Raw genomic sequence first — 23,577 nt, forward strand, 5'->3', positions numbered from 1 at the left:
TCACCCAGAATTCCGGAGAACCAGCCATGCGGCAGGGTAGATATCCCTTCATCATCGGGTTCCTGGCGATCCCGGTGGTCCTGTACGCCGTCTTCGTGATCGGCCCGTACCTCCAGGCGTTCCAGATCGCGCTCACGGAGTGGAACGGCTACAAGGCGCCGGAGTACGTCGGACTCGAGAACTTCCGCGAACTGTTCCAGGACGAGGCGTTCACCGCCGCGCTCCGGCACCACCTGTGGATTCTCATCACCCTGCCGCTGGCGACCCTCGTCATCGCGCTGTTCTTCTCGTTCCTGCTGAACGTCGGAGGCGGCGCGGGCAAGAGCGGCACGATGCGGGGCGTCAAGTTCTCCGGCTTCTACAAGGTCGTGTTCTTCCTGCCGCAGGTCCTCGCGGTGGCGATCCTCGGCGTGCTGTTCCAGTCGGTCTACCGGCCGACCGAGAGCGGCATGATCAACGGCCTGCTCGCCAAGGTCGGGATCGCCCCCGTCCAGTTCCTCAACGACCCGAAGATCGCGCTGTGGTCGATCATCGGCGTCGTCGTCTGGCAGAGCGTCGGCTTCTACGTCGTCCTGTTCTCCGCGGGCATGTCCGCGATACCCAAGGACGTCTTCGAGGCCGCCGCGATCGACGGCGCGGGCCGCTTCACCCTCTTCTTCCGGGTGACGCTCCCGCTGCTGTGGGACACCCTCCAGGTCGGCTGGATCTACCTCGGGATCGCCGCGTTCGACATGTTCGCGATCGTGCAGATCCTGTCGGTCGACCAGGGCGGCCCGGACAACTCCACCACCGTCGTGGCGCTGGAGATCTACCGGAGGGTGTTCCGCTACTCCGACCTCGGATACGCCTCGGCGATGGGCGTCGTCCTGTTCTTCATGACCCTGACCTTCGCGGTGCTCACCCTGCGCGTCACGCGCCGCGAACGCATCGAGTTCTAAGGCCGGCCGCGAATGAAGACCAAGACCGAACCGCCCGCACGTCCCGAGGCCGTCCCGACCGTGCGCAAGGCCCCCGCCCGAGGCGGGCGCCGGCCCGCCGCGGTCGCCTCAGGGGTGTTCTCCGGCCTGTCCCACGCCGCGCTCGCGGTCTGGGCGCTGCTGGTGATCGTCCCGCTGGTGTGGACGTTCGTGGCGGCGTTCAAGACCAACGCCGAGATCTTCGGGGACGCCTGGACACTGCCCGAGACCTGGCACTTCGACGCCTGGGGCCGCGCCTGGCGCGACACCAACATCGGCCGCTACCTGCTGAACAGCGTGTTCGTGGTGTCGCTCAGCACGTTCTTCACGATGCTGTTCGGCGCGATGGCCGCCTACGTCATCGCCAGGTACGAGTTCCGCGGCAACCGGGTCGTCTACTTCATGTTCGTCTCCGGCATGATGTTCCCGGTGTTCCTCGCCCTCGTCCCGCTGTTCAAGGTGGTGCAGAACCTCGGGGTCCACAACACCTACCTCGGCCTGATCCTGGTGTACGTCGCCTACTCGCTGCCGTTCACCGTGTTCTTCCTGACCGCGTTCTTCCGCACCCTGCCGACGTCGGTGGCCGAGGCCGCCTTCATCGACGGCGCGGGCCACGTCCGCACGTTCTTCCAGATCATGATGCCGATGGCCCGTCCCGGCCTGGTCTCCATCACCATCTTCAACGTGATCGGCCAGTGGAACCAGTACCTGCTCCCGATCATCATCGTCCCCGCCGACCAGGACAAGTGGGTCCTCCCGCAGGCCATCGCCACCATCAGCACCACCGCCGGCTACCGCCAGGACTGGCCCGCCCTCATGGCCGCCCTCTCCATGGCCATCATCCCGGTGCTCATCATTTACGTTATTTTTCAGAGGCAGATCCAGAGCGGCCTCACGGCCGGAGCCGTCAAGTAGCACCGCTCCCCACGGTCCGGCCCCGCCCACGAGGCGCGGGGCCGGGCCGTTCGCTTCACGCCTCGATTTTCTCGGGAATGGCCGGAAGAACTTTCCCCGATCCCCTTCCGGCGGTCCAGTTGAGCCGCTGCGCCGACCTTCCCCGGTTCCGCCACTGGCTCACCGCGCACTTCGGCCCGCCCACCTGACTCGGGACCCCCGGGAGTTGCCGTGTGGGGTGGGGATTACGTAGGTTAGCCTTGCCTAAATATTAGGTGGGCGGGGGTGCCGGTTCGGTCGTCGGATCGGGATGCCCGCCGTCGTTTTCGTCAGACTGAAGGCCCCCCATGCTGCGCACGCTGAAGTTCCTCCTGCCCGCCGCCGCGCTCGTGCTGAGCGCCGCGTGCGGCTCCGGCACCGAGAACGGGCCCGGCGACGGGTCGGCGAACCCGCCCACCGCCGCGTTCCCCGTCACCGTCGAGCACAAGTACGGAAGCACGACGGTCGAGCGCGCGCCCGAACGCGTCGTCACCGTCGGGCTGTCCGACCAGGACGCCGTCCTCGCGCTCGGCGTCATGCCCGTCGGCACCACCGAGTGGCTCGGCGAGTACCCCGGCGCGATCGGGCCCTGGGCGCAGGACAAGATCGCGGGCAGGGAACTGCCGACCGTCATGAAGGACACCGGCACCGGGCCGTCTGCGGAGAAGATCGCCTCGCTGCGCCCCGACGTCATCTTCGCCCTGTACTCCGGGCTCACCAAGGAGCAGTACACCACCCTGTCGAAGATCGCCCCGGTGGTCGCGCAGCCCGGCGACGTCGCCGACTACGCCATCGCGTGGCCGCAGCTCACCAGGACCGTCGGCAAGGTGCTCGGCAAGGCCGACGAGGCCGAGAAGCTCGTCAACGGCGCGGAGGACGCGCTGAAGAAGGCGGCGGTCGCGAACCCGTCGTTCAAGGGCGCGAAGGCGCTCATGGCGACCCCGTACGAGGGCGTCTTCGTCTACGGCGGCGACGACCCGCGCTCCCAGGTGCTCACCGCGCTCGGCTTCACCCTGCCCGACGGGCTGAAGGAGGCCGTCGGCGACGAGTTCGGCGCGAACATCAGCGAGGAGCGCACCGACCTCCTCGACAACGACGTGACGGTCTGGCTCGTCGGCGCGGGCGACGAGGACGGCGCGAAGCTGCACAAGAACAAGGCGTACGCCAACCAGAGGGTCGTCAAGGAGGGCCGCGAGGTCCTGATCGTCGAGTCGAGCGACTACGGCAACTCGATCTCCTTCGTGTCGGTGCTGAGCATCCCCTACTTCGTGGAGAGGCTCGTCCCGCAGCTCGCCGCCGCCATCGACGGCGACCCGAACACCGAGGTCCCGCGGTCTTGACCCGTGGCATCCGCGGCGTGCTCCTGCTCACGGGAGCCGCCGCGGTCCTGCTGTGCGGGTGCCTGCTGTCGCTGGCGTTCGGCGCGCTGAGCATCCCGCCCGGCGACGTCGTCGCCGTCCTCACCGGCCGCCAGGACGGCACCCGCTTCGCCGACGTGCTGTGGTCGGTGCGCGTCCCGCGCACCCTCCTCGGCCTCGCGACGGGCGCGGCCCTCGGCGTCGCGGGGGCGCTCATGCAGGCGCTCACCCGCAACCCCCTGGCCGACCCCGGCATCCTCGGCGTCTCGGCGGGCGCGTCGTTCGCGATCGTCGTCTCCGCAGGGCTGCTCGGCGTCACGTCGCTTTCCGGCTACATCTGGCCCGCGTTCCTCGGCGCGCTCCTGGCCAGCGTCGCGGTCTACGCGCTCGGCGGCGTCGGCGCGTTCGGCCAGACCCCGGTCAAGCTCGCGCTCGCCGGGGTCGCGGTGACCGCGCTGCTCGGCTCGCTCACCCACGGCATCGTGCTCACCGACCCCGACGCGCTCGACCGCTTCCGCTTCTGGTCGGCGGGCTCGCTCGCCGGGGTCGGCGCGGACGAGCTCCTGTGGATCACACCCTTCCTCGTGTTCGGCGGGTTCCTCGCCCTTGCCTGCGCGCCCGCGCTGAACAGCCTCGCGCTCGGCGACGACGTCGCCGCGTCGCTCGGCCGCAGCCCATGGCTCGTCCGCGCCCAGGGCACCGCGGCGATCACCCTGCTCACCGGCGCTTCGGTCGCGGTGATCGGGCCCGTCGTCTTCCTCGGCCTGGTCGTCCCGCACCTCGCCCGCGTCCTCACCCAGCGGGTGGGGATAGGGCCCGACCACCGCTGGCTGCTGCCGCTGTCGGGCCTGATCGCCCCCGCGCTGCTGCTCGCCGCCGACGTCGTCGGCCGGATCGTCGTGCGGCCCGTGGAGATCCAGTCGGGCGTCATCGTCGCGCTGCTCGGCGGCCCGTTCTTCATCGTCCTCGTCCGGCGCGCCAGACTGCGGGAGATCTAGATGGCGAAGCCACTTCCCGCGCCGCGCGCGGCGATCCCGTTCCGGCTCGCGTTCCCGCCCGTCTCCGGCGTGCTGCGGCCCCGGCTCGTCGCGGTGTGCCTGCTGCTCGCCGCGCTGGCCGCCGGGGCGTTCTGCGTCGGCCTCACCCTCGGCGACGTGCCGGTCCCGGTCGCCGACGTCGTCGCTGCCCTCACCGGCCAGGCCGACGGCGGCACGAGGTTCGTCGTGGTGGAGCTGCGGCTGCCGCGCGCGCTCACCGCCGTCCTGGTCGGCGTCGCGTTCGGGGTCGCGGGCGCGATGTTCCAGACCATGACCCGCAACCCGCTCGCCAGCCCCGACATGATCGGCATCACCCAGGGCGCGTCCACCGCCGTCGTCGCCGGGATCGTGCTGTTCCAGGCGGGCGGCGCGGCGCTCCAGGTGCTCGGCGTCGCCGGGGCCGTCGCGACCGCCGCGCTCATCTACACGCTCGGCTGGCGGCGCGGCACGACCGGGTACCGCATGATCCTCATCGGGATCGGCCTGTCGTGGATCTGCACCAGCGCCACCGACTTCCTGCTCGCGCACGGCAGCCGCTTCGAGGCCCAGGCCGCCACCGGCTGGCTCGTCGGCAACCTCAACGGCAGGACCTACGACCACGTCGTCCCGCTCGCGCTGTGCGTCGCGCTCCTCGTGCCCGCCGCGCTGCTGCTCGGCCGGCTGACCCGCACCCTCCAGCTCGGCGACGACGTCGCGCTCGGGCTCGGCACCCCCGTCCAGCGGGTGCGGCTCGCGCTGCTGGCCACCGCCGTCGGGCTCGTCGCGTTCGGGACGGCCGCCGCGGGGCCCGTCGCGTTCGTCGCGCTGGCCGCGCCGCAGATCGCCCAGCGGCTCGCCGGGACGGCATGGCCGCCGCCCGCGACGTCCGCGCTGACCGGCGCGCTCATGGTGCTCGCCGCCGACCTCGCCGCGCGCCGCGTCCTGCCCGGCGTGGAACTCCCGGTCGGCGTGGTCTCCGGCGCGCTCGGCGCACCCGTCCTGCTCTGGCTGCTCGTCCGCGCCAACCGCGCGGGATCAGGAGGCTGAAGATGCCCTTCGAAGGCAAGCCCGCGCCCGTGCTCAGCGCGCTGGGACTCCGCCTGGCCTACGACGGCCGCGTCGTCGTGGACGGGCTCGACCTCACCGTCCCGCCCGGCGCGATCACCGCGATCGTCGGCGCTAACGCGTGCGGGAAATCGACCCTGCTGCGCGCGCTCGCCAGGCTGCTCACCCCGGCGGACGGCGCGGTGCTCCTGGACGGCGGCGACATCCGCGCGGTCCCCACCCGTGAGCTGGCCCGCCGCCTCGGCATCCTCCCGCAGTCGCCGATCGCGCCCGAGGGGCTGACCGTCGGCGACCTCGTCGGACGCGGCCGCTCACCCCACCAGACCTGGTGGCGGCAGTGGTCGGCGGCCGACGAACGCGCGGTCAAGGGCGCGCTCGCCGCGACGGGCCTCACCGACCTCGCCGACCGGCCCGTGGACGAGCTGTCCGGCGGTCAGCGCCAGCGCGCCTGGATCGCCATGGCCATCGCCCAGGAGACCTCGGTGCTGCTGCTGGACGAGCCCACCACGTACCTCGACCTCGCCCACCAGATCGACGTGCTCGACCTCGTCATCGACCTCAACCGCGCCGAGGGCAGAACCGTCGTGATGGTCCTGCACGACCTCAACCACGCCTGCCGCTACGCCGACCACATGGTCGCCATGAAGGCGGGCCGCATCATCGCCCAGGGCCCGCCCGGCGAGATCGTCGACGCCGCCCTCGTCACCGAGGTCTTCGGCCTGCACTGCGAGGTCACCCCCGACCCGGTCACGGGCACCCCCATGATCGTCCCCATCGGCCGCCACCACACCCCCAAACCACCCACCCACCAAGCCTCCGCTCACCCGCCCGGCCACCCAGACCCCCCTTCCTGACAAACAAGAACCCGCCAAACGCCCCGGCGACGCGGCCCCTCCGGCCACCGACCGCCCGGTGCCCCGGCCATGCCGGAGATGCGCCGGACGTGCCGCGGTCGGCGGCCCTTCGGCCACCGTGCGGCCCTTCGGCCACCGTGCGGCTGTCAGGACGCCGTGTGGGCCTCCGGCCACCACACGGGCCTCCGGCCACACGGGCCTCCGGCCACCATGCGGCCGTCGGGCGAACGGGGCCGGACGTGCCGAGGTCGGCGGCCCTCCGGCCACCGTGCGGCCGTCGGGACGCCGTGCGGGCCTCCGGCCACATGATGCGGCCCTCCGGCCACTGTGCGGCTGTCGGGACGCCGGGCGGCCGTCGGGCGAGCGGGGCCGGACGTGCCGCGTTCAGCGGCCCTGCGGCCACACGCGGCCCTGCGGCCACACGCGGCCCTGCGGCCACACGCGGCCCTGCGGCCACACGCGGCCCTGCGGCCACACGCGGCCCTGCGGCCACACGCGGCCCTGCGGCCGCCCTGCGGCCGCCGTGGGGCCGTGGGGGTGGGGTTAGCGGCCGAAGCGGGAGCGGAGGCCCCAGGAGGTGACGCGGAGCATCGCCTCGGCGATGACCGAGCCGCTCATCTTGCTCGTGCCGTGGACGCGGTCCACGAAGGTGATGGGGACCTCCACGACGCGCAGGCCCGCGCGGTGGGCGCGCAGCGCGAGATCCACCTGGAAGCAGTAGCCGCGCGAGTCGACGTCGGCGAGATCCAGCTTCTCCAGGGTCTCGCGGCGGAACGCGCGGTAGCCGCCCGTCGCGTCGTGCAGCGGGACGCCCAGCATCAGCCGGGCGTAGGTGTTCGCGCCGCGCGACAGGACCTCGCGCCGCTTCGGCCAGTTCTCCACCTCGCCGCCGTCCACCCAGCGCGCGCCGATCACCAGGTCGGCGTCGTTCAGGGCGTCGAGCAGCCGGGGGAGCTGCTCGGGCTTGTGCGAGCCGTCGGCGTCCATCTCGACCATGACGTCGTAGCCGTGCTCGATCGCCCACCGGAAACCGGCCAGGTAGGCCGCGCCGAGACCGTTCTTGGCGGTCCGGTGCAGCACGTGGACGTGGTCGTCGGCCGCGGCGAGCTCGTCGGCGAGGTCGCCGGTGCCGTCGGGGCTGTCGTCGTCCACCACGAGGATGTCGGCGCCGGGCACGGCGGCCCGGACCCGCGAGGTGATCAGGGGGAGGTTGTCCCGTTCGTTGTACGTCGGGATGATCACGACGATCGCGTTCATGCTGCCTCTCCGGGGCCTGGGTGCGAGGCCCGCCTGCGCGCGGTGAGCGCGAGGCCCACCCCGGTGACTCCCACCAACGCGAGCAGCCACTCGGGCAGCCCGCCGAGGCGGTCACTGATGGTAACCGAGGCGCGCAGCGGCACTCGCGCCACCTGCACATCGGGGGTGAACTCACGGGACTTGTCGACCAAAGTGCCGTCGGGGGCGACGATGGCGCTGATCCCGCTGGTGGCCGCGACGAGCACAGTCCTGTCGTGCTCGACGGCCCGCAGCCGCGACATCGCGAGCTGCTGCCAGGGAAGGCTCGTGCGGCCATATGTGGCGTTGTTGGTCTGCACCACAAGAATCCGGGCTTCCGCCGCGTCGCGGACGATCCCGTCGTAGGCCACCTCGAAGCAGATCACGTCGCCGACGGGCACCCCGTCCATCATGACGGTGTTGTCCTCGGTGCCGCGCGCGAAGTCGCGGGGGACCCGCTCAAGCCGGGAGATGATCTTGGTCAGGACGTCGCGGAACGGGATGTACTCCCCGAACGGCACGGGATGCCGCTTGGTGTAGTGCTCGCCCGGCCCGTCCTGGGGGTCCCAGACGATCCCGCGGTTCTCCACCATCGTCCCGTCGGGGGTCGAGGTGAGCGCCCCGACCAGCACGGGGGCCCCGACCTCCTTGACGACGGCGTCGATCAGCCTGCGGGCCTCGGGGTCGTTGTAGGGGTCGATGTCGCTGGCGTTCTCCGGCCAGACGACGAGGTCGGGCTGGGGGACCTCGCCCGACCTGACCTGTGCGGCGAGCTCCCTGGTCCGTGCGATGTGGTTGTTCAGCACGGCCTGGCGCTGGCCGAGGAAGTCCATGCCCGAGCGCGGCACGTTGCCCTGGATCACGGCGACGACGGCGCTCTCGCCGCCCGTGCCCGCGCCCGTGGGGACCGCGAGCCCGGCCAGCGGCACCGCCAGGGCCCCCGCGACGGCGAGGGCGGCGGCCTTGAGGCCGCGCGCCGCGACCGCCAGGACCGCGAAGGCCAGCAGCGTCCCGGAGAGCGCCGTCGCGAAGGACACCAGCGGGGCACCGCCGAGCGCGGCGAACGCGGTGAAGGGGGTGTCGGTCTGCGCGAAGGCGAGCCGCGCCCACGGGAAGCCGCCCAGCGGGGCCCTGCCGCGCACCAGCTCCTGGGCGACCCACAGTCCGGCCACCCAGAGCGGCCACAGACGGCTTCGCGAGACATAGGCCATGGCCGCGCCCATCGGCGCGAAGTAGAGCGCCTGGACGACGCTCAGCCCCAGCCAGACGTCAGTGCCGATCGGCCGCAGGCCCGGCAGGATCGGGATGAAGAAGAACAGACCGCACACCAGGCCCGCCAGCGCGCCCGCCCACGGGCGCAGCCCGCGCAGCGCGAGCGCCAGCACCGCCACCCCGACCGGGGCGAGCGGCCACAGCCCCGACGGGCTGCCCTCGTCCGGGCCGAACACGTTCGGCGGGAAGGCGAGGAACATGATCAGACCGGCGGCCGCGCTCACCGCGACGCGCGTCGCCCGCCCGCCCCGGGACCCGGCCGCCTCCGCCCGGGGGGCGGTCTCGGGTTCGGCCGTCACCGTCTCCTGCGTCACACCATCTCCAGCGTTCCCGGCGCTTCTTCGCAGAGAAGGTACCGGCAAAGGACGCGGGCCCGGACATCCGTCGGGCCGGACGCGTCCCCACAGGCCGTGAAGGCGGTGTCCGTTGTCTATAGGATGCCCGAGCCCGTCGGGTCCGGTCTGGACCAGACGGTCAAAACTACCGGAATCCCATGCCCTGTCAAACATGGACGAGCAGTTCGGACACCCCACTTCATCGGGGATGATGAAGACATGTGGCCGCTCCTGCTTCCGCTCATGTTCGTCCTTCTGCCGATCGTCGAGATCTACGTGATCATCCAGGTCGCCCAGGCGATCGGCGGCTGGTGGACCGCGCTGCTGCTGGTGGCCGAGACAGTCCTCGGGCTCTGGTTCGTCAAACGCGAGGGCAAACGCGCCTGGTCGAGCCTGAACGCCACGGTCGCGCAGGGCAAGATGCCCGACCGCGAGCTCGCCGACGGGTTCCTCATCCTCGCGGGCGGCGTCCTGCTGATCGTCCCCGGCTTCGTCACCGACGTGTTCGGGTTCCTGTGCGTCCTGCCGTTCACCCGCCCGCTCGTCCGGCGCGTGCTCATGGTCTGGGCCGAGCGCCGCGCCGCCAAGATCGGCGCTCCCGCGGGATTCCCCGGCGCTTACCCGGGCGGCCCGGTCTTCCCCGGGCAGGGCGACGTGATCCGCGGCGAGGTCGTCGAAGAGGAGGACCGCCCCGCCGGGCCGATCCAGGGGCAGATCCTGCGCGGCGACGTCGTCAGGGACGACGAGGACGACACGCGCTGATCCACCGCGTGGACGCACGAAAGGCCCGTCCCGGGGACTCCGGTACGGGCCTTCCATGGTCTCGTCTTCGGCTCGGGGGCCTTAACCCGTCATGCGGTCTTGCGCCGTCCCGCACGAAGGATCTCCAGGCGCTCGGCGAGGACCTCCTCAAGATCCTCGATCGACCTGCGCTCAAGGAGCATGTCCCAGTGGGTGCGCGGCGGCTTGCCCTTCTTCGCGACCGGAACCTCGCCGTCCATCAGAAGGGCGGGAACACCGCAGTTGCGGCAGTCCCAGGTCATCGGCACCTCAACCTCGGCGGCGAGGGTGACGGTAGACTGGTGGCCCTTCGGGCAGGTGTACGACACCTCCTGGCGCGGTGCCAGATCGGTGTTCCGGTCGTTCTCATAGCTCGTCGCCCCGAGCCGGGTGCCGCGAAGTGCGCGCTCTGCCATCGAAAAACGCCTCCCAGACGGCTAGCGGTCCTGCTGTGACCAACGCTGGATACCGCTACAAGATTCCCGCTCGCGGGGTTTCCAACCCTGCCCGCTAGGCCCCGGCTGCGCTCCAGAGGCCGCGTCCGGCCATGACCTCCCGCAACGCCTCGAGATCGTCGGTCATGACGCCGTCGACTCCGGCGTCCAGGACCCGCGCCATGGCGGCCCTGCCGTTGACGGTCCAGGCGTGGACGGCGAGGCCCACCGCGTGCGCCTGGGCGACGAAGGAGGCGGTCGCGAAGGGCACCGGGCCGAGCACGTGCGGGATCTGGGCGCAGGCGACGCCCGAGGCGGCGATCCGCGCGGCGCGCCCGCCGATCCGGACGGCGGCGACCCCGCTCGGGCCGAGCGCGGTGCAGACGGGCTCGCGGGTGAACACCGCGGCCTGCGCGCGGGCCCTGGCGAGGCGGCGGGTGGAGAACGACGTCACGCACACCCGGCTCCACGCCTGGGTGCGGTGCAGGACGCGGATCAGCGGGCCGATCGCCGGCCTGTCCTTGATGTCGATGTTGAACCTGATGTCGGGGAACGAGCCGAGGGCGTCCTCGAGGAGGGGGATCGGCTCGGTGCCGTGGATGCGGGCGCGGGCGACCCGCTGGTAGGGCAGGCGCGCGATCCGGCCGGGCTCGCCGGTGACGCGGGCGAGATCGGCGTCGTGGAAGGCAAGGAGTGCCCCGTCGGCGGTGGCCTGCACGTCGGTCTCGATGTAGCGGTAGCCGACGTCCACGGCCCGCTGGAACGCCGTCATGGTGTTCTCGGGAGCGCCCAGCGCCCCGCCCCGGTGGGCGAAGGCGATGGGCCCGTCGTGTTCAAGGAAGGCGTAACGCATCTCGCCTTCAGTATGACCCGAACTTACTATGTAAAGGCGGTGGCCCTGATCACCCCGGCGCGGCGCGCGCGCACGCGCCGCCCGACTCCGCCGGTTATTTCGCCCATTCCCGGCGGCGGATCTCCGACAGCGCCACCGCCGTGGCGACCGCCACGTTCAGCGACCCGACCCGGCCGACCTGCGGGATGTAGGCGACGGAGTCGGCGGCGGCCAGCAGCGCGGGGGAGCAGCCGTGGTCCTCGCCCCCGACGGCCAGGCACACGTTCCCGGCGAAATCCGCCTCGTGCAGCGGCAGCGCGTCGCCCGTCAGCTCCAGCGCGACGACCTTGAACCCCGCGGCGCGCGCCTGCTTGACGGCGTCGGCGGCGGTCCCCGCGTGGTCCCAGGGCACGAGCCGGTCGGTGCCGAGCGCGGTCTTCTGCGCGTTCGGGTGGGTCGGGGGAGTGGCGTTGCCCGCCAGCCACAGCCGCTCCACGCCGAACACGGCGGCGGTGCGGAAGATCGAGCCGATGTTGAACGGCTGCGTCACCGACTCCACGATCAGCCCGAGCCGCCCCTCGGTGGCCCGCCGCCATGTGCGGTTCAGCCGTTTGACGTCGGTCGCGCGAAGCTGCCGGCGCTCAGGGGTGTTCACGGGCCTTGACCTCCAGGATGCGGTAGGACGAGCGGGAGGCGAGCCGTGCCGTCGGCCAGCCGGAGTCGGTGAGCCAGCGCTGGAGCGAGTCGCTGCCGAGGTGCTTCTGGACCACCAGGTAGGCCCTGCCGTCCGGCTCGAGGCGGGACAGCCACGTCTGGAGCAGCTCGTGCAGGGCGTCCTTGCCGATCCGGATCGGCGGGTTCGACCAGATCGCGGCGAAGCGCAGCGCCGGATCGAGCGCGTCGGGCTCGGTGAAGGAGACATTGCCCAGGCCCGCCGTCTGGGCGTTGCGCTCGGCGAGGTCGAGGGCACGCCGGTTGACGTCGACGCCGTGCACGCGCGCGCCGGGGGCGCGGGCGGCGAGGGTGAGCGCGATGGGGCCGTAGCCGCAGCCGACGTCGAGGAGATGGCCCTCGGCGGGCGGCGCGGGCACCGCGTCGAGCAGGATGCGGGTCCCGGCGTCGACGCGGTCGGGGGAGAACATGCCGCGGTCGGTCTCCAGGCGCAGATGCAGGTCGCGCAGCACGAGGTCGACCGTCGTACGACGGCTTGGCGCGCCAGGTTCGGCCGAGAAGTAGTGATCCCCCACGGCCGTCAAGCCTAGTGGCGGCGCGGCACCCGCCCGACCCGTCGCGGTCAGGGCAGGCGCGAGTACCAGGTGAGGGACAACGCGCCGCCCGCGAGCGCCAGGAGCGCGGCGAGGGCGGTGAACCACGAGGTGATGTCGCGGCTTTCCGGCCGCCAGCCGAGCGACGTGCCGATGCTCTCGTAGACCTCCGACAGCTGCGCGGAGTCCTCGGCCTCGTAGGCGTGCCCGTCCGTCTGGGTCGCCAGCGCGCGCAGGGTCGCCTTGTTGACGTCGACGGTGGTGGTCTCGCCCTCGATCGTCACCGTGCCGTAGGGGGTGCCGAACGCGATCGTGGACACCGGGATGCTCGCCGCCCGCGCTGCCGCGACCGCCGAGGCGACCGAGCGGCCGTAGGTGTTGTCGCCGTCGGACAGCAGGACGATGTGGGCGGGCGGCGGGTCGGCGCCGTTGCCCGCGTCGAACGTCTTGATCGCGGTGATCGAGGCGAAGACGGCCTCGCCGATCGCGGTGCGCCGGTCGAGGGTGATGTTGTCGATCGCGCTGAGCGCGGCGAGCCGGTTGGAGCTGGGCGACGCGACGACGTTGGCGGTTCCGGCGAACGACACGACCCCGACGTTGAACCGCTCGGGCAGGCCCTCGATGAACGTCTTGGCCGAGGTCTTGGCCGCCTCGAACCGGGACGGGGGCACGTCGGTGGCCTGCATCGACAGCGACACGTCGACCGCGACCATGATCGTCGCGCGCTCGCGGGGGACCTTGACGGTGGCGGCGGGCTGCGCGGCCCCGATCACCAGGACCGTCAGCAGGGTCAGGAACAGCCCCGCCAGCAGGTGTTTGCGCCACGCGGGGCTGCGCGGCGCGACCGCGCGCAGCGTGGGCAGGTTGGTGAAGCGGACGGCCTGGCGGCCCGCCCTGCGCAGCAGCATCAGGTAGGCGAGCAGCATCGCCGCGACCAGCGGGAGGAGCAGCAGCCACCAGGGCGACAGGAACGTCATGCGCGGCCTCCGAGCCTGCGCCGGCGCAGGGCGAAGCGGGCGATGTCGGTCACCCAGTCGCGGTCGGTGCGCAGCACGAGGTGCGCGGCTCCCGCCCGGCGCAGGGCCGCGGCGTTGCCCGCGCGCTGGGCGGCGGCGGCCCGCTGGTAGTCCTCGGCGACGCGGGCGTTCAGCAGGAACTCCTGGACGGCCCCGGTCTCGGGGTCGGCGAACTCGATCATGCCGGTCGCGGGGAGTTCGAGTTCGCGCGGGTCGATGATCTCCACCGCCAGGACCTGGTGGCGCGCGGCCATCCGGCGCAGCGGCCGCTCCCAGTCCGAGGCGTCGAGGAAGTCGCTGATCACCACGCGCAGGCCGCGGCGGCGCTGGCCCCGGTCGAGCGCGGTGATCGCGTCGGCGAGGGTGAGCGGGCCCGGCTCACTGGGCGCGGACTCGACCTCGCGCAGCAGCCCGTACAGGCGGCTGCGGCCCGCCCGCGCGGGCCTGCGGCGCAGCGTCGGGCCGGTCATCAGGTACGCGCCGACCCGGTCGCCGAGGCGCGTCGCGGTGAACCCGACGGCGGCCAGGGCGGCGACGGCGAGATCGCGCTTCAGGTACTCGGCGGTGCCGTAGTCCATGCTCGGCGAGAGGTCGACCAGCGCCCACGCCTCGAGCTCGTGGTCGGCGATCACGTCGCGCACGTGCGGGACCGCAGTGCGGGCCGTCACCGACCAGTCCATGTGCCTGACGTCGTCCTCGCCCGGCTGGTAGGCGCGGGCTTCGGCGAGTTCGCTTCCCGGCCCGGGAAGCAGGCCGAGGTGCTCGCCGCCGAGCATCCCGTCGAGCCTGCCGGTCACCTTCAGCTCCAGCCTGCGGAGCCTGTCCTCCGGGATGCGCATCAGACCGGGCCGTGGTTCCACATGACGCGCGGCGGCGGCACGCAGGCCAGAATCCGCGCGACGAGCTCGCCGGGAGACACCCCGTCGGCGATCGCGTCGAACGTCAGCACGAGCCGGTGGACCAGGACGTCACGGGCCACGTCGCGCACGTCCTCGGGCAGCACGAAGTCACGGCCGCGCAGCAGCGCCAGCGCCCGCGCCGACGACACGAGGCCGAGGGTCGCGCGCGGGGACGCGCCGAACTCGATCAGCGGCGCGAGGTCGGGCATCCGGTACGCCTCGGGCTGGCGGGTGGCCATGACGAGCCTGACGACGTAGTCGGCGACGAGCTCGTGCACCGACACCCTTGCGGCGGTCTTCTGCAGGTCGAGCAGGGTCTCGGGGTCGAGGACGCGCTCCACGCCGGGCGGGTCGACGCTCATCCGGCGCAGGATCGCCATCTCGTCGGCCGCGTCGGGGTAGGAGACGTTGATCCGCATCAGGAACCTGTCGCGCTGCGCTTCGGGGAGCGGGTAGACGCCCTCGGACTCGATCGGGTTCTGGGTGGCCAGCACGATGAACGGGCGCGGCAGCGGGTAGGTGCGGCCGGCGAGGGACACCTGGCGCTCGGCCATCACCTCGAGAAGGGCCGACTGGACCTTGGCGGGCGCGCGGTTGATCTCGTCGGCGAGGATGAAGTTGGCGAAGACCGGGCCGAGCTCGACGTCGAAGGACTCGCTGGACGGCCGGTAGATGCGGGTGCCGACGATGTCGGAAGGCACGAGGTCGGGGGTGAACTGCAGCCGCGCGAACGTGCCGCCGGTGACCTGGGCCAGCGAGGAGACCGCGAGGGTCTTGGCGACGCCCGGCACGCCCTCGACGAGGCAGTGCCCGCCCGCGAGGAGCGCCACGACGAGCCGCTCGACCATGTGCTCCTGGCCGACGATGACCTTCTTCACCTCCGCGAGCGCGCGCGCGAGCAGCGCGGACGCCTCACGGATCTGCTTGGTCTGCTCGGTGACGGTCACCCCTGCCCCTTCGCCCCGAATTCCCACGCCTCGACTGACAAGTCCGACCCTACGTGACTACCCGGTGCCTCGCCGACGACACGGGATGATCTCCTGTGCGTCGCAGTAGGGTCTTGCCATGACAGCGCCGCCGCCGTCCCCGCCGTCACCCGGCCCGTACCGGCTGACGGGCGCGCTCCGCCAGACCCCGGCCGGTTATGTGTTCGGCGCGGTGGACGGCGCGGGCCGCGCGGTCCAGGTGGTGCTGCTGAGCAAGGGCGCGGCGGGAGACGCCGCAGCGCGCGACCGCTTCGCGGCGGCCGTACGCGGCGAGAAGGCCGCGCTGCTGTCTTACGACGTGACCAACCCGGGGCCTTGGGCGGTCGGGGAGGGCGACCTCACGCGGCTGCTGGACACCGTCTCCCTGCACTCCTCGGGTGGCGGTCCGGCCTTGGCGCACCACTGGGTCGGCGCGGAGGAGCCCGCCTATCCCGTCACCGAGGAGGGCGCGCCCCCGCCGGGCTCGGGCGGGCCGTACCTGGTGTTCCCGCGGTACACGCGTCCCGGCGGCGCAAGGGGCTTCGGAGGGGCGGCGGGCGGAGGCACGCCGCTTCTCTTCGGCGGAGGGCAGGGGCCGGGAGGCAACCGGGGGCCTTGGGGGACGATCCTCGCGGCCGTCGCGGTGCTGCTTCTGCTCGCGCTGATCATCGGCGCGGTGATCTGGCTGTGGCGCTCACAGCCCGAGGACCTGCCTCCCGAACCCGTCGAGACCGTGACGAGCCCGACGCCGTCGCCGGGGCAGACCGGGACGCCGCGCCCCACCCCATCGCCGACCGGGACGAACTCCCCGACACCCGGCGACGAGGGACGGCCGGGCCAGGGCGACCCGACCGACGACAACCCCCTGTAGGGATCGCGCCGACGGCGTCGCCCGTGGCGCGCGGCTGCCGCGTCCGCCAAGATGGCCGGACCGCTCGATCGGCAGACAGCGACCAGGAGGCAGCCGGTGTACGTGGCCGCGATCGACCAGGGGACCACCTCGAGCAGGTGTTTGGTCTTCGACGGGTCAGGCGCTGTCGTCGGCGACGCGCGCCGCGAGTTCGGCCAGATCTTCCCCAGGCCGGGATGGGTCGAGCACGACCCCGCCGAGATCTGGGCGTCGGTCGAGGCGTGTGTGGCCGAGGCGCTGGAGCGGGCCGGGCTGCGGCCGTCCGACCTGGCGGCGGCCGGGATCACCAACCAGCGCGAGACGACCGTCGTCTGGGACGCGGCCACCGGCGAGCCCGTCCACAACGCGATCGTCTGGCAGGACACCCGCACCGACAGGCTGTGCCGCGAACTGGCGGGCGAGGAGGGCGCGGACCGCTTCGCCGCGTCCTGCGGCCTGCCGCTGGCCACCTACTTCTCCGGCCCGAAGCTGCTGTGGCTGCTCCGCGAGGTCCCCGGACTGCGCGAGCGCGCCGAGCGCGGCGAGGTGCTGTTCGGCACGATCGACTCGTGGCTGATCTGGAACCTGACCGGACGGCACGTCACCGACGTCACCAACGCCTCGCGCACGATGCTGATGAACCTGGAGACCCTCGCCTGGGACCCCGCGACCCTTGAGGCGTTCGGCATCCCCGAAGCCGTCCTTCCCGAGATCCGCTCCTCCGCCGAGGTGTACGGGACGGGCAGGGGGGTCCTGGAGGGCGTGCCGATCGCGTCCGCCCTCGGCGACCAGCAGGCCGCGCTGTTCGGCCAGTGCTGCTTCACGCCCGGGGACGCCAAGAACACGTACGGGACCGGGAGCTTCCTGCTGCTCAACACCGGGACCGAGCCCGTCAGGTCGCGGCACGGGCTGCTGACGACCGTCGGCTACCGGATCGGCGACGCCCCCGCCGTCTACGCGCTCGAGGGGTCGGTGGCGATCACCGGCGCGCTCGTGCAGTGGCTGCGCGACAACCTCGGGGTGATCTCCAGCTCGGCCGAGATCGAGGAGCTGGCCGGGACCGTCGAGGACAACGGCGGCTGCTACTTCGTGCCCGCCTTCTCCGGCCTGTTCGCGCCCTATTGGCGGTCTGACGCGCGGGGCGCGATCGTCGGGCTCACCCGGTTCGTCCACAAAGGCCACCTCGCGCGTGCGGTCCTTGAGGCGACCGCGTGGCAGACCCGCGAGATCGTCGACGCGATGGACCGCGACTCGGGCCAGGCCATCACCGAGCTGAAGACCGACGGCGGCATGGTCGTCAACGACCTGCTCATGCAGATCCAGGCCGACGTGCTCGGCGTGCCCGTCGTGCGGCCCCGCATCAACGAGACAACGGCCTTGGGCGCGGCGTACGCGGCGGGCCTTGCCGTCGGCGTCTGGCCGGATGAGGCGGCGCTCGCCGCGCAGTGGAAGGCCGACCGGCGGTGGGAGCCGCAGATGGCCGAGGACAAGCGCGAGCGCGAGTACGCGCAGTGGCGCAAGGCGGTCACCCGGACCTTCGACTGGGCCGAGTGAGCCCGGGTCAGACGACGAGGCCGACGGCGAGGACCGCGATGATCGCCGCGGCCGTCAGGGCGGTCGCCAGGCGGCCGCGCGGGCCCGTCAGCGTCCTGCCGACGAGTGCGCCGCCGCCCGCGAGCAGCAGCTGCCAGCTGAGCGACGCCGCGAACGCCGCGATGGCGAAGACCGCCTGGCCTGGGCCGGTGAGGGCGTCCGCGCCCTGGCGGCCGAGGACGAGCGCGGCGAAGTAGACGACCGTCGCCGGGTTCAGGATCGTGAGGCCCAGCAGCGCGAGATAGGCGCGCGACGGCCTGGTGAACACCGGCGCCGCGCGTCCCGCAGACTCCGCGAACGCCGCGCGGGCCGTGCGCGCCGCGATCGCCAGCAGCACGAGCGCGGCGGCCCAGCGCAGCGGGACGGCGGCGGGCGCGAGCAGCCCGGCGAGGGCCGCGCCGCCCAGCACCGCGGCGACCGCGTAGAGGCCGTCGGCGGTCGCCACCCCGAGCGCGGCCGCCGCGCCGATCCGCAGCGAGGTGCGCGCGGTAAGCCCGACGATCAGTGCCCCGATCGCGCCGACGGGCACCGCGACGCCGTAGCCCGCGAGCATTCCCGCGAGAAGTGCGCTCTCCATGAGGGCGGATCCTCGCCAAGCGCGCGGCGGGACCGCAAACGGTTTATCGGCGCGGGCTCACGCGCCCGGCAGCCAGGACACCTTCCCGGCGAGCGCCACCCAGCCGACGAACGCCACGATGTCGATCAGCGCGTGCGCGACGAGCAGCGGCATCACCCGGCCCCAATGGCGGTACAGGAACGCGAAGATCACGCCCATCACGAAGTTCCCGACGAGCCCGCCGATGCCCTGGTACAGGTGGTAGACCGAGCGGACGCCCGCGCTGGTGAGGTCGGCCTTCCAGCGGGACCAGCCGAGCTGGTCGAGCCGGTGCAGCAGGTACCCCAGGACGATGACCTCCTCGAGCACCGCGTTCTCGATCGCCGAGAGCACCAGCACGGGGATACGCCACCACACGTCGCCGAGCGTCGTCGGCACGATCGTCAGGTTCGCGCCGACGGCCTGCGCGCCGAGGTACAGCGCGAGGCCCGACCCGCCGATCGCGGCGGCGACGCCCGCGCCGCGCAGCAGGTCCAAGCCGCGCGGAATCCACGAGACGCCGAGCGTGCGGCCCATCGGCTCGCCCGAGCGCGCCAGGAAGTGCGCGACGAGCGCGACGGGCACCAGCGACACCGCGATCCCGTACAGCTGCCAGGACAGGCCGAGCCAGGGCCGTCCGGCGTACCTGTCGGTGACGAGCGAGGCGGTCTGCTCCGCGAGCGCCTTCTCGGCGGTGAGCGACCCGGTGAAGGAGATCAACGCCGCGAGCGCCGACGCGCCCAGCGACAGGGCGAAGACGAGCCAGATCTCCCTGGTGAGGGTGCGGCGGTCGGGAAGCAGGGAGGGCAGGGAGGCGTCGGCGGTCACGGCACCGATCGTCGCACGCCTTGCCCGCGCGGGCCGCACGGGGCGGCCGGGTGGCAGTAGAGTCCTGGAATGCGCCAAGATCCGGCATAGGTCTGCCTAATTCGAAAGTGGTCGAGCATGGACGATCCCCGGCCCGGCAGGGCGCTGCCGGCGGGTGTCTACCGGCTGTTCGCCGACGGCGGCAACGGCCGCACGCTGAACGTGCCGCTGCCGGAGGGCGCGGTGGTGTGGCCCGACAGGTCCTACCGCCGCGACCATCCGGTGACCAGGCCAGCGTTCTGGCTGAGTGACGCGCCGGTCACCGCGGAGGTGTGGCGCAGCCTCGCCGCAGAACACCCCTACTCCGGACTGTGGCCGCTGCTGCTCGACGAGTCCGCGCAGCCGTGGGCGGCGGGCCAGGTCGCGCCCGAGCCCGAGGCGGAGATCGACGTCTACGAGCCCGCCCAGTTCATGTCCGAGGTGTGGCAGGACATGATCGAACCGCGCCTGCGCTACGGCGACGACTTCGAGGACCTCGCCCCGTTCGGCAAGTACTGCCCGGGCCTCGCCCCGCCCGGCGAGCCGATGGCCGAGCCGATGGAGGCCGCCGACTGGCTCGCCGGTCAGCTCGCCGACGGCCGCTCCACCCTGCTTGGCCTCGTCGCCGCCGTCCGGGGGGCCGACGCCCTCGCCGTCATGGGCTGGCAGGGCGCGCTGAACCACAACCCGTGGACCGCGCCGATGGCCGCCGTCGCGCGCGGCTGGGAGGACCGCTTCGGCGCGCGCCTGGTCCGCGTCGGCTTCAACACCATGGACTTCAGCGTCGCCGCCCCGCCCCGCGACCCCGACCACGCCGTCCACGTCGCCGCCGAACACTGGGCCTTCTGCCCCGACGTCATCGTCCAAGGCGCAGGCACCCTAGAGGGCTACGCCGAAGAACTAGTAGGCCGCAACGCCTGGACCTTCTGGTGGGACTAACCCCCAACCCCCGCCCCCAGCCCAACGCACGGCCTACCGCGCGGCTCAACGCACGGCCCTAACGCGGGCTCAGCGCACGGGCTCAACGCGTCGGCCTACCGCGGGGCTCAACGCACGGCCCTAACGCGGGCTCAGCGCACGGGCTCAACGCGTCGGCCTACCGCGGGGCTCAACGCACGGCCCTAACGCGGGGCTCAACGCGCGGGGCCTGGCGCGTGGCCCAACGCGTCGGCCTAACGCGGGGCTCAACGCGCGGGGCCTGGCGCGGGACTCAACGCGCGGACCTAACGCGCGGGCTCAAGGCGCGGACTTTACGTGTGGGCCTAGCGCGCGGGCTCAAGGCGTGGGCCTAGCGCGCGGGGCCTAACACGGGGCCCAACGCGTGGGCCTAACGCGCGGGGTCTGGCGCGTGGCCTCAACGCGGGGCTCAAGGCGCGGCCTTAACGCGTGGGCCTAGCGCGTGGGCCTAACGCGTGGCCTCGACGCGCGGGGCTTCGGGCGTGGACTTAACGCGTGGGCCTGGCGCGTGGCCTCAACGCGCGGGCCTAGCGCCTGGGCCTAGCGCGCGGGGCTCAAGGCGCGGGCCCAACGCGCGGGGCGCAACGCCTGGGCCTAGTGCGCGGACTTAACGCGCGGGGCGTAGCGCGTGGGCCTGGTGCATGGGGGTGGGTGGGGGTTGCTGGGGGGACCGGTGGGTGGCGTTGGCGGGCGGGTCAGCGTTCGCGGCCGCGGGCTTTGAGGGGGGTCGTCGGCAGGGTCGGGGCGGGGACGCGCGGGCCGTCGTAGCCGTGCACGACGCCGAGGGAGTCGCTGGTCATCCATGCCTCGCGGGCGGCGGCGATCTCCGTGCCGGTGCGGCCCACGAAGTTCCACCACATCACCAGTTTCTCCTCGAAAGGGACGCCGCCGAGCAGCAGGAACCTCGCTGCGGAACCCGCCTCGACGGGCAGCTCGTCACGGCCGCAGCCGAGGTAGAGCAGCCGTCCGACGGGGGCCTCCGCGCCGTCCACGCGGACGTCGCCGGTCATGGTGAGCACCGCGTACTCGAAGTCGTACTCCAGCGGGACCTTGGCCTCGCCCCCGGCGTCGAGGGAGACGTCCGCGCCGGTGATCGGGGTGAAGACCTCGCCCGGTGAGATCGCGCCGTCCAGCTCGCCGAGGAACACCGTCGCGCGCAGGCCAGGCGCGGTGACCACCGGGAGGTCGGTGTGGTGCGCGAACGCCGGGTCCTTGTGCCGCGCGGAGTCGGGCAGCGCCGTCCACAGCTGCGCGCCGTGCAGGACCGGCTGATGCGGGACCGGGGACTCCTCGGAGTGGGCGATGCCGCGCCCGGACGTCATCAGGCCGAGCTCGCCCGGCCTGATCGTCGCGAGGCTGCCGAGGCTGTCGCGGTGCAGCACGTCGCCCGCGTGCAGCCAGCTGACGGTCTGGAGTCCGATGTGCGGGTGCGGCGGCACCTGCATGCCCGGCTCGCCCGCGATGTCGTCGGGGCCGTAGTGGTCGAGGAAGCACCACGCGCCGACCATGCGGCGGCCGAACGACGGCAGCAGCCGCCGCACCGGGGTCCCGCCGAGCAGCACCTCCTTCACCGGCAGCAGCTCCCGCACCGGCGTGGCCTTCACCTCGGCGGTCCCGCCCGTGCTGACGGGCTCGGGCGCGGTCTCCAGATTGCTCATGGCATCACGGTACTCGGCGGCCCCGCGCGGCGGTCCAGGAGATCGTCCCGAGTGATCGGGATTGTTCCGTCGGCCGCAGGGGATACCCTCTTCGCCGCAGGTCGGCCGGGGGGCCGGGCCCCGTCCAGGGGGCGGCGACAGCGAGGAGCGGGCGATGGCGGCGGAGCACACCGGGGGCGCGGACCTCCGCCGCGAGGTCGCGGCGCTGTGGCGGCTCGGGTCGCTGATCACCCGTCCGGTCCGCGAGCTCGGCCGCGACGTGACCGTCGGCGTCGCGCGCGAGGGCCTTGAGCGGGCGCTTGAGCTTCCCGCGGTGCGCGCGCCCGTCGAGCGCGCCGCGCAGACCGCCGCGCAGCGCCTCGCGGTGTCGATCGCCGAGCAGGCCGTCGGGCAGCTGGCGTCGGCTGCGGAGTCCAACGTGGTCACCGGGGCCGCCTACGGCGTCACCGCGACCGCCCTTTCGGTCGCGGGCCAGGCGGCGGGGCACCCGCTGTCGAAGGCGGCTCGGCGGCTTGCCCTGCGCAACCCGATCACCCGGGCGACCGCCTCCACGTGGGTGGGGATCACCGAACGTGCCGCCTCAAGCGCGCTGGCACGCACCGCAGTGGACGCCGCGCTCGACTCGGTGACCGACGTGGTCGCCGACGTCGTCATGGACGTGGTGATCGAGGTGGGCCCCGAACTCGCGCTCGAGGTCGCCGAGAACGTCGCGCGGCAGGCCGCCGAGGAGGTGGCGGACCGGCTCGTCGCCTCGGGGCTCGTGCCGCGCTCGGTCGTCGGGTGGGCGGGGGAGGCCGCGCGCAGCGGCCCCGTCAGGATCGTGGTCGAGCGCTCGGGGTCGGCGGGCGTCGCCGACCTCGCCGGACGCGGCGCCGCCTGGGCGGCCGGCACCGACCTGGGCCGCGCCCTCACCGCGATGGTCGAGGACGTGGCCCGCACCACCCTGCGCGAACGCATGAAGGACACCGCCCGCGAGTCGGTCCGCCTCGCCTGGACCGGCGCGGTCGGCACACTGCGCGGCGAGGCGCCCGCCGCCGACGACGGGGCGGTCTCCCGCGCCACCCGCAGGATCACCGAACTCGTCGTCGACGGGCCCGCGGGCGAGGCTGCGGCGGCGATCGCCGTCCGGGTGACCCTGCGCGTCGCCCCCGCCGCCGTCCCGCGCCTTGCCGCCAGCGCCGCCCGCAACACCACCCAACGGGCCCTCCGCCTCCTCAACCCCTCCTGAAGCCGCGCAGGGCCCGTCCGGGAGGTCAGGCGGGTTTGGGGGTGGGGTGGGAGAGGAAGCCGGCTGTGAGGGTCATCAGGGCGGCGACGGCGGTGATGACGGCGAAGGAGACCGGCAGCGACGTCGCGGACGCGAGGCCGCCGACGAGCGCGGGGGAGATGAGCAGGCACGAGTAGGTGATGGTCGCCACCGCCGCGACGCCCTCGTTGGGGACGGCGGCGGCGCGGCCCGCCGCCGCGAACGCCAGCGGCACCACGACCGCGATGCCGAGGCCGATGAGCCCGAAGCCCGCGATCGCCGGGGCGGGGGAGTCGGCGGTCACCACGAGCGCGCCGCCCGCGACCGCGAGCACCCCGCCGAGCCGGACCGTCCTGACCGTGCCGAACCTGGCGACGACCGCGTCGCCGACGAGGCGGCTCACCGCCATCGTCACCGCGAACGCCGCGTAGGCCGCAGCCGCGACGCCCGGGTCCGCGCCGACGACGTCGCGCAGGTAGACCGCGCACCAGTCGGCGGTCGCGCCCTCGGCGAACACCGCGCAGAACCCGACGAACCC

24 protein-coding genes are annotated in these 23,577 nt (G+C 73.0%); 11 read left to right on the top strand and 13 right to left on the bottom strand.

Translation table 11 applies throughout. From position 1 onward, the window contains the following. The first annotated feature begins 26 nt into the window (after window positions 1-26). The 6 genes from R9X44_RS15575 (at window position 27) to R9X44_RS15600 (ending at window position 6,182) form a co-directional block, all read left to right on the top strand. The gene (locus R9X44_RS15575; protein ID WP_319814869.1) at window positions 27-938 is read left to right on the top strand and encodes a sugar ABC transporter permease; all 912 of its coding nucleotides are present in this window, start codon (window positions 27-29) and stop codon (window positions 936-938) included. 12 nt (window positions 939-950) lie between these two features. Beyond that, window positions 951-1,871 carry a carbohydrate ABC transporter permease gene (locus R9X44_RS15580; protein WP_319814870.1) on the top strand — a complete coding sequence of 307 codons (921 nt, stop codon included), beginning with the start codon at window positions 951-953 and terminating at the stop codon, window positions 1,869-1,871. A 326-nt stretch (window positions 1,872-2,197) separates the two neighbouring features. Beyond that, the gene (locus tag R9X44_RS15585) at window positions 2,198-3,229 is read left to right on the top strand and encodes an iron-siderophore ABC transporter substrate-binding protein (protein WP_319814871.1); all 1,032 of its coding nucleotides are present in this window, start codon (window positions 2,198-2,200) and stop codon (window positions 3,227-3,229) included. Continuing rightward, window positions 3,226-4,245 carry an iron ABC transporter permease gene (locus R9X44_RS15590; protein WP_319814872.1) on the top strand — a complete coding sequence of 340 codons (1,020 nt, stop codon included), beginning with the start codon at window positions 3,226-3,228 and terminating at the stop codon, window positions 4,243-4,245. The genes R9X44_RS15585 and R9X44_RS15590 overlap by 4 nt, the downstream gene beginning before the upstream one ends. After that, on the top strand, window positions 4,246-5,310 hold the full coding sequence (locus R9X44_RS15595; RefSeq protein WP_319814873.1) for a FecCD family ABC transporter permease: 1,065 nt from the start codon (window positions 4,246-4,248) through the stop codon (window positions 5,308-5,310). 2 nt (window positions 5,311-5,312) lie between these two features. Further along, a complete protein-coding gene (locus R9X44_RS15600; protein WP_319814874.1) occupies window positions 5,313-6,182 on the top strand; it encodes an ABC transporter ATP-binding protein in 870 nt (289 codons plus the stop codon). 543 nt (window positions 6,183-6,725) lie between these two features. Here R9X44_RS15600 and R9X44_RS15605 read toward each other — a convergent pair. Together R9X44_RS15605 and lnt are read right to left on the bottom strand one after the other, a co-directional pair. Continuing rightward, window positions 6,726-7,439, bottom strand: coding sequence for a polyprenol monophosphomannose synthase (locus R9X44_RS15605; protein ID WP_319814875.1), 714 nt, complete (start codon window positions 7,437-7,439; stop codon window positions 6,726-6,728). Then, a complete protein-coding gene (gene lnt, locus R9X44_RS15610) occupies window positions 7,436-9,043 on the bottom strand; it encodes an apolipoprotein N-acyltransferase (protein WP_319814876.1) in 1,608 nt (535 codons plus the stop codon). Before lnt ends, R9X44_RS15605 begins: the two co-directional genes overlap by 4 nt. A 240-nt stretch (window positions 9,044-9,283) precedes the next feature. On the opposite strand from lnt, the gene R9X44_RS15615 reads away from it, so the two are divergent. Continuing rightward, the gene (locus tag R9X44_RS15615; protein ID WP_319814877.1) at window positions 9,284-9,826 is read left to right on the top strand and encodes an FxsA family protein; all 543 of its coding nucleotides are present in this window, start codon (window positions 9,284-9,286) and stop codon (window positions 9,824-9,826) included. Between the two features lie 89 nt (window positions 9,827-9,915). On the opposite strand, the gene R9X44_RS15620 is transcribed toward R9X44_RS15615, so the two are convergent. From R9X44_RS15620 to R9X44_RS15650, 7 genes are all read right to left on the bottom strand, one after another. Further along, window positions 9,916-10,260 carry an RNA polymerase-binding protein RbpA gene (locus R9X44_RS15620; protein WP_319814878.1) on the bottom strand — a complete coding sequence of 115 codons (345 nt, stop codon included), beginning with the start codon at window positions 10,258-10,260 and terminating at the stop codon, window positions 9,916-9,918. A gap of 94 nt (window positions 10,261-10,354) precedes the next feature. Next, a complete protein-coding gene (locus tag R9X44_RS15625) occupies window positions 10,355-11,131 on the bottom strand; it encodes a glycerophosphodiester phosphodiesterase family protein (protein ID WP_319814879.1) in 777 nt (258 codons plus the stop codon). 94 nt (window positions 11,132-11,225) lie between these two features. Beyond that, window positions 11,226-11,765, bottom strand: coding sequence for a TrmH family RNA methyltransferase (locus tag R9X44_RS15630; protein ID WP_319814880.1), 540 nt, complete (start codon window positions 11,763-11,765; stop codon window positions 11,226-11,228). Then, window positions 11,752-12,357 (bottom strand): class I SAM-dependent methyltransferase, encoded by a 606-nt coding sequence (locus R9X44_RS15635; RefSeq protein WP_319814881.1) that lies wholly within the window; start codon window positions 12,355-12,357, stop codon window positions 11,752-11,754. Before R9X44_RS15635 ends, R9X44_RS15630 begins: the two co-directional genes overlap by 14 nt. A 47-nt stretch (window positions 12,358-12,404) precedes the next feature. Continuing rightward, window positions 12,405-13,352: a VWA domain-containing protein gene (locus R9X44_RS15640; RefSeq protein ID WP_319814882.1), complete on the bottom strand. Its 948-nt coding sequence runs from the start codon at window positions 13,350-13,352 to the stop codon at window positions 12,405-12,407. Further along, window positions 13,349-14,230 (bottom strand): DUF58 domain-containing protein, encoded by an 882-nt coding sequence (locus R9X44_RS15645; RefSeq protein ID WP_319814883.1) that lies wholly within the window; start codon window positions 14,228-14,230, stop codon window positions 13,349-13,351. Before R9X44_RS15645 ends, R9X44_RS15640 begins: the two co-directional genes overlap by 4 nt. After that, entirely contained in the window at window positions 14,230-15,237 is a 1,008-nt protein-coding gene (locus R9X44_RS15650) for an AAA family ATPase (RefSeq protein WP_413774950.1), read from the bottom strand. Before R9X44_RS15650 ends, R9X44_RS15645 begins: the two co-directional genes overlap by 1 nt. A gap of 118 nt (window positions 15,238-15,355) precedes the next feature. On the opposite strand from R9X44_RS15650, the gene R9X44_RS15655 reads away from it, so the two are divergent. Next, complete coding sequence (locus tag R9X44_RS15655; RefSeq protein WP_319814884.1) at window positions 15,356-16,126, top strand: hypothetical protein; 771 nt, start codon at window positions 15,356-15,358, stop codon at window positions 16,124-16,126. A 96-nt stretch (window positions 16,127-16,222) separates the two neighbouring features. Continuing rightward, a complete protein-coding gene (glpK, locus tag R9X44_RS15660; protein WP_319814885.1) occupies window positions 16,223-17,698 on the top strand; it encodes a glycerol kinase GlpK in 1,476 nt (491 codons plus the stop codon). Between the two features lie 7 nt (window positions 17,699-17,705). Here the strand turns inward: glpK and R9X44_RS15665 are convergent, their stop codons facing one another. Together R9X44_RS15665 and R9X44_RS15670 are read right to left on the bottom strand one after the other, a co-directional pair. After that, entirely contained in the window at window positions 17,706-18,314 is a 609-nt protein-coding gene (locus R9X44_RS15665) for a LysE family transporter (RefSeq protein ID WP_319814886.1), read from the bottom strand. Window positions 18,315-18,371: 57 nt separating this feature from the next. Then, complete coding sequence (locus tag R9X44_RS15670; RefSeq protein WP_319814887.1) at window positions 18,372-19,160, bottom strand: CPBP family intramembrane glutamic endopeptidase; 789 nt, start codon at window positions 19,158-19,160, stop codon at window positions 18,372-18,374. A gap of 117 nt (window positions 19,161-19,277) precedes the next feature. Here R9X44_RS15670 and R9X44_RS15675 point away from each other — a divergent pair, with 117 nt between their 5' ends. Further along, the gene (locus tag R9X44_RS15675) at window positions 19,278-20,117 is read left to right on the top strand and encodes a DUF4253 domain-containing protein (protein WP_319814888.1); all 840 of its coding nucleotides are present in this window, start codon (window positions 19,278-19,280) and stop codon (window positions 20,115-20,117) included. Window positions 20,118-20,830: 713 nt separating this feature from the next. Here R9X44_RS15675 and R9X44_RS15680 read toward each other — a convergent pair. After that, entirely contained in the window at window positions 20,831-21,793 is a 963-nt protein-coding gene (locus R9X44_RS15680) for a pirin family protein (RefSeq protein WP_319814889.1), read from the bottom strand. Window positions 21,794-21,947: 154 nt separating this feature from the next. Here R9X44_RS15680 and R9X44_RS15685 point away from each other — a divergent pair, with 154 nt between their 5' ends. After that, window positions 21,948-23,021, top strand: coding sequence for a hypothetical protein (locus tag R9X44_RS15685; protein WP_319814890.1), 1,074 nt, complete (start codon window positions 21,948-21,950; stop codon window positions 23,019-23,021). Between the two features lie 25 nt (window positions 23,022-23,046). Here the strand turns inward: R9X44_RS15685 and R9X44_RS15690 are convergent, their stop codons facing one another. Next, window positions 23,047-23,556 carry a hypothetical protein gene (locus tag R9X44_RS15690; protein WP_319814891.1) on the bottom strand — a complete coding sequence of 170 codons (510 nt, stop codon included), beginning with the start codon at window positions 23,554-23,556 and terminating at the stop codon, window positions 23,047-23,049. Window positions 23,557-23,577: the final 21 nt, after the last annotated feature.

Origin of the sequence: Actinocorallia sp. A-T 12471, assembly GCF_033875155.1 — a bacterium.
Taxonomy (GTDB): Bacteria; Actinomycetota; Actinomycetes; order Streptosporangiales; family Streptosporangiaceae; genus Actinocorallia.

What these genes read in the sequence shown, in the direction of transcription:
- R9X44_RS15575 (WP_319814869.1), top strand. Translation starts at nt 27, where the DNA reads ATGCGGCAGGGTAGATATCCCTTCATCATCGGGTTCCTGGCGATCCCG.
- R9X44_RS15580 (WP_319814870.1), top strand. Translation starts at nt 951, where the DNA reads ATGAAGACCAAGACCGAACCGCCCGCACGTCCCGAGGCCGTCCCGACC.
- R9X44_RS15585 (WP_319814871.1), top strand. Translation starts at nt 2,198, where the DNA reads ATGCTGCGCACGCTGAAGTTCCTCCTGCCCGCCGCCGCGCTCGTGCTG.
- R9X44_RS15595 (WP_319814873.1), top strand. Translation starts at nt 4,246, where the DNA reads ATGGCGAAGCCACTTCCCGCGCCGCGCGCGGCGATCCCGTTCCGGCTC.
- R9X44_RS15600 (WP_319814874.1), top strand. Translation starts at nt 5,313, where the DNA reads ATGCCCTTCGAAGGCAAGCCCGCGCCCGTGCTCAGCGCGCTGGGACTC.
- R9X44_RS15605 (WP_319814875.1), bottom strand. Translation starts at nt 7,439, where the DNA reads ATGAACGCGATCGTCGTGATCATCCCGACGTACAACGAACGGGACAAC.
- R9X44_RS15615 (WP_319814877.1), top strand. Translation starts at nt 9,284, where the DNA reads ATGTGGCCGCTCCTGCTTCCGCTCATGTTCGTCCTTCTGCCGATCGTC.
- R9X44_RS15620 (WP_319814878.1), bottom strand. Translation starts at nt 10,260, where the DNA reads ATGGCAGAGCGCGCACTTCGCGGCACCCGGCTCGGGGCGACGAGCTAT.
- R9X44_RS15625 (WP_319814879.1), bottom strand. Translation starts at nt 11,131, where the DNA reads ATGCGTTACGCCTTCCTTGAACACGACGGGCCCATCGCCTTCGCCCAC.
- R9X44_RS15640 (WP_319814882.1), bottom strand. Translation starts at nt 13,352, where the DNA reads ATGACGTTCCTGTCGCCCTGGTGGCTGCTGCTCCTCCCGCTGGTCGCG.
- R9X44_RS15645 (WP_319814883.1), bottom strand. Translation starts at nt 14,230, where the DNA reads ATGCGCATCCCGGAGGACAGGCTCCGCAGGCTGGAGCTGAAGGTGACC.
- R9X44_RS15655 (WP_319814884.1), top strand. Translation starts at nt 15,356, where the DNA reads ATGACAGCGCCGCCGCCGTCCCCGCCGTCACCCGGCCCGTACCGGCTG.
- R9X44_RS15665 (WP_319814886.1), bottom strand. Translation starts at nt 18,314, where the DNA reads ATGGAGAGCGCACTTCTCGCGGGAATGCTCGCGGGCTACGGCGTCGCG.
- R9X44_RS15675 (WP_319814888.1), top strand. Translation starts at nt 19,278, where the DNA reads ATGGACGATCCCCGGCCCGGCAGGGCGCTGCCGGCGGGTGTCTACCGG.
- R9X44_RS15680 (WP_319814889.1), bottom strand. Translation starts at nt 21,793, where the DNA reads ATGAGCAATCTGGAGACCGCGCCCGAGCCCGTCAGCACGGGCGGGACC.
- R9X44_RS15685 (WP_319814890.1), top strand. Translation starts at nt 21,948, where the DNA reads ATGGCGGCGGAGCACACCGGGGGCGCGGACCTCCGCCGCGAGGTCGCG.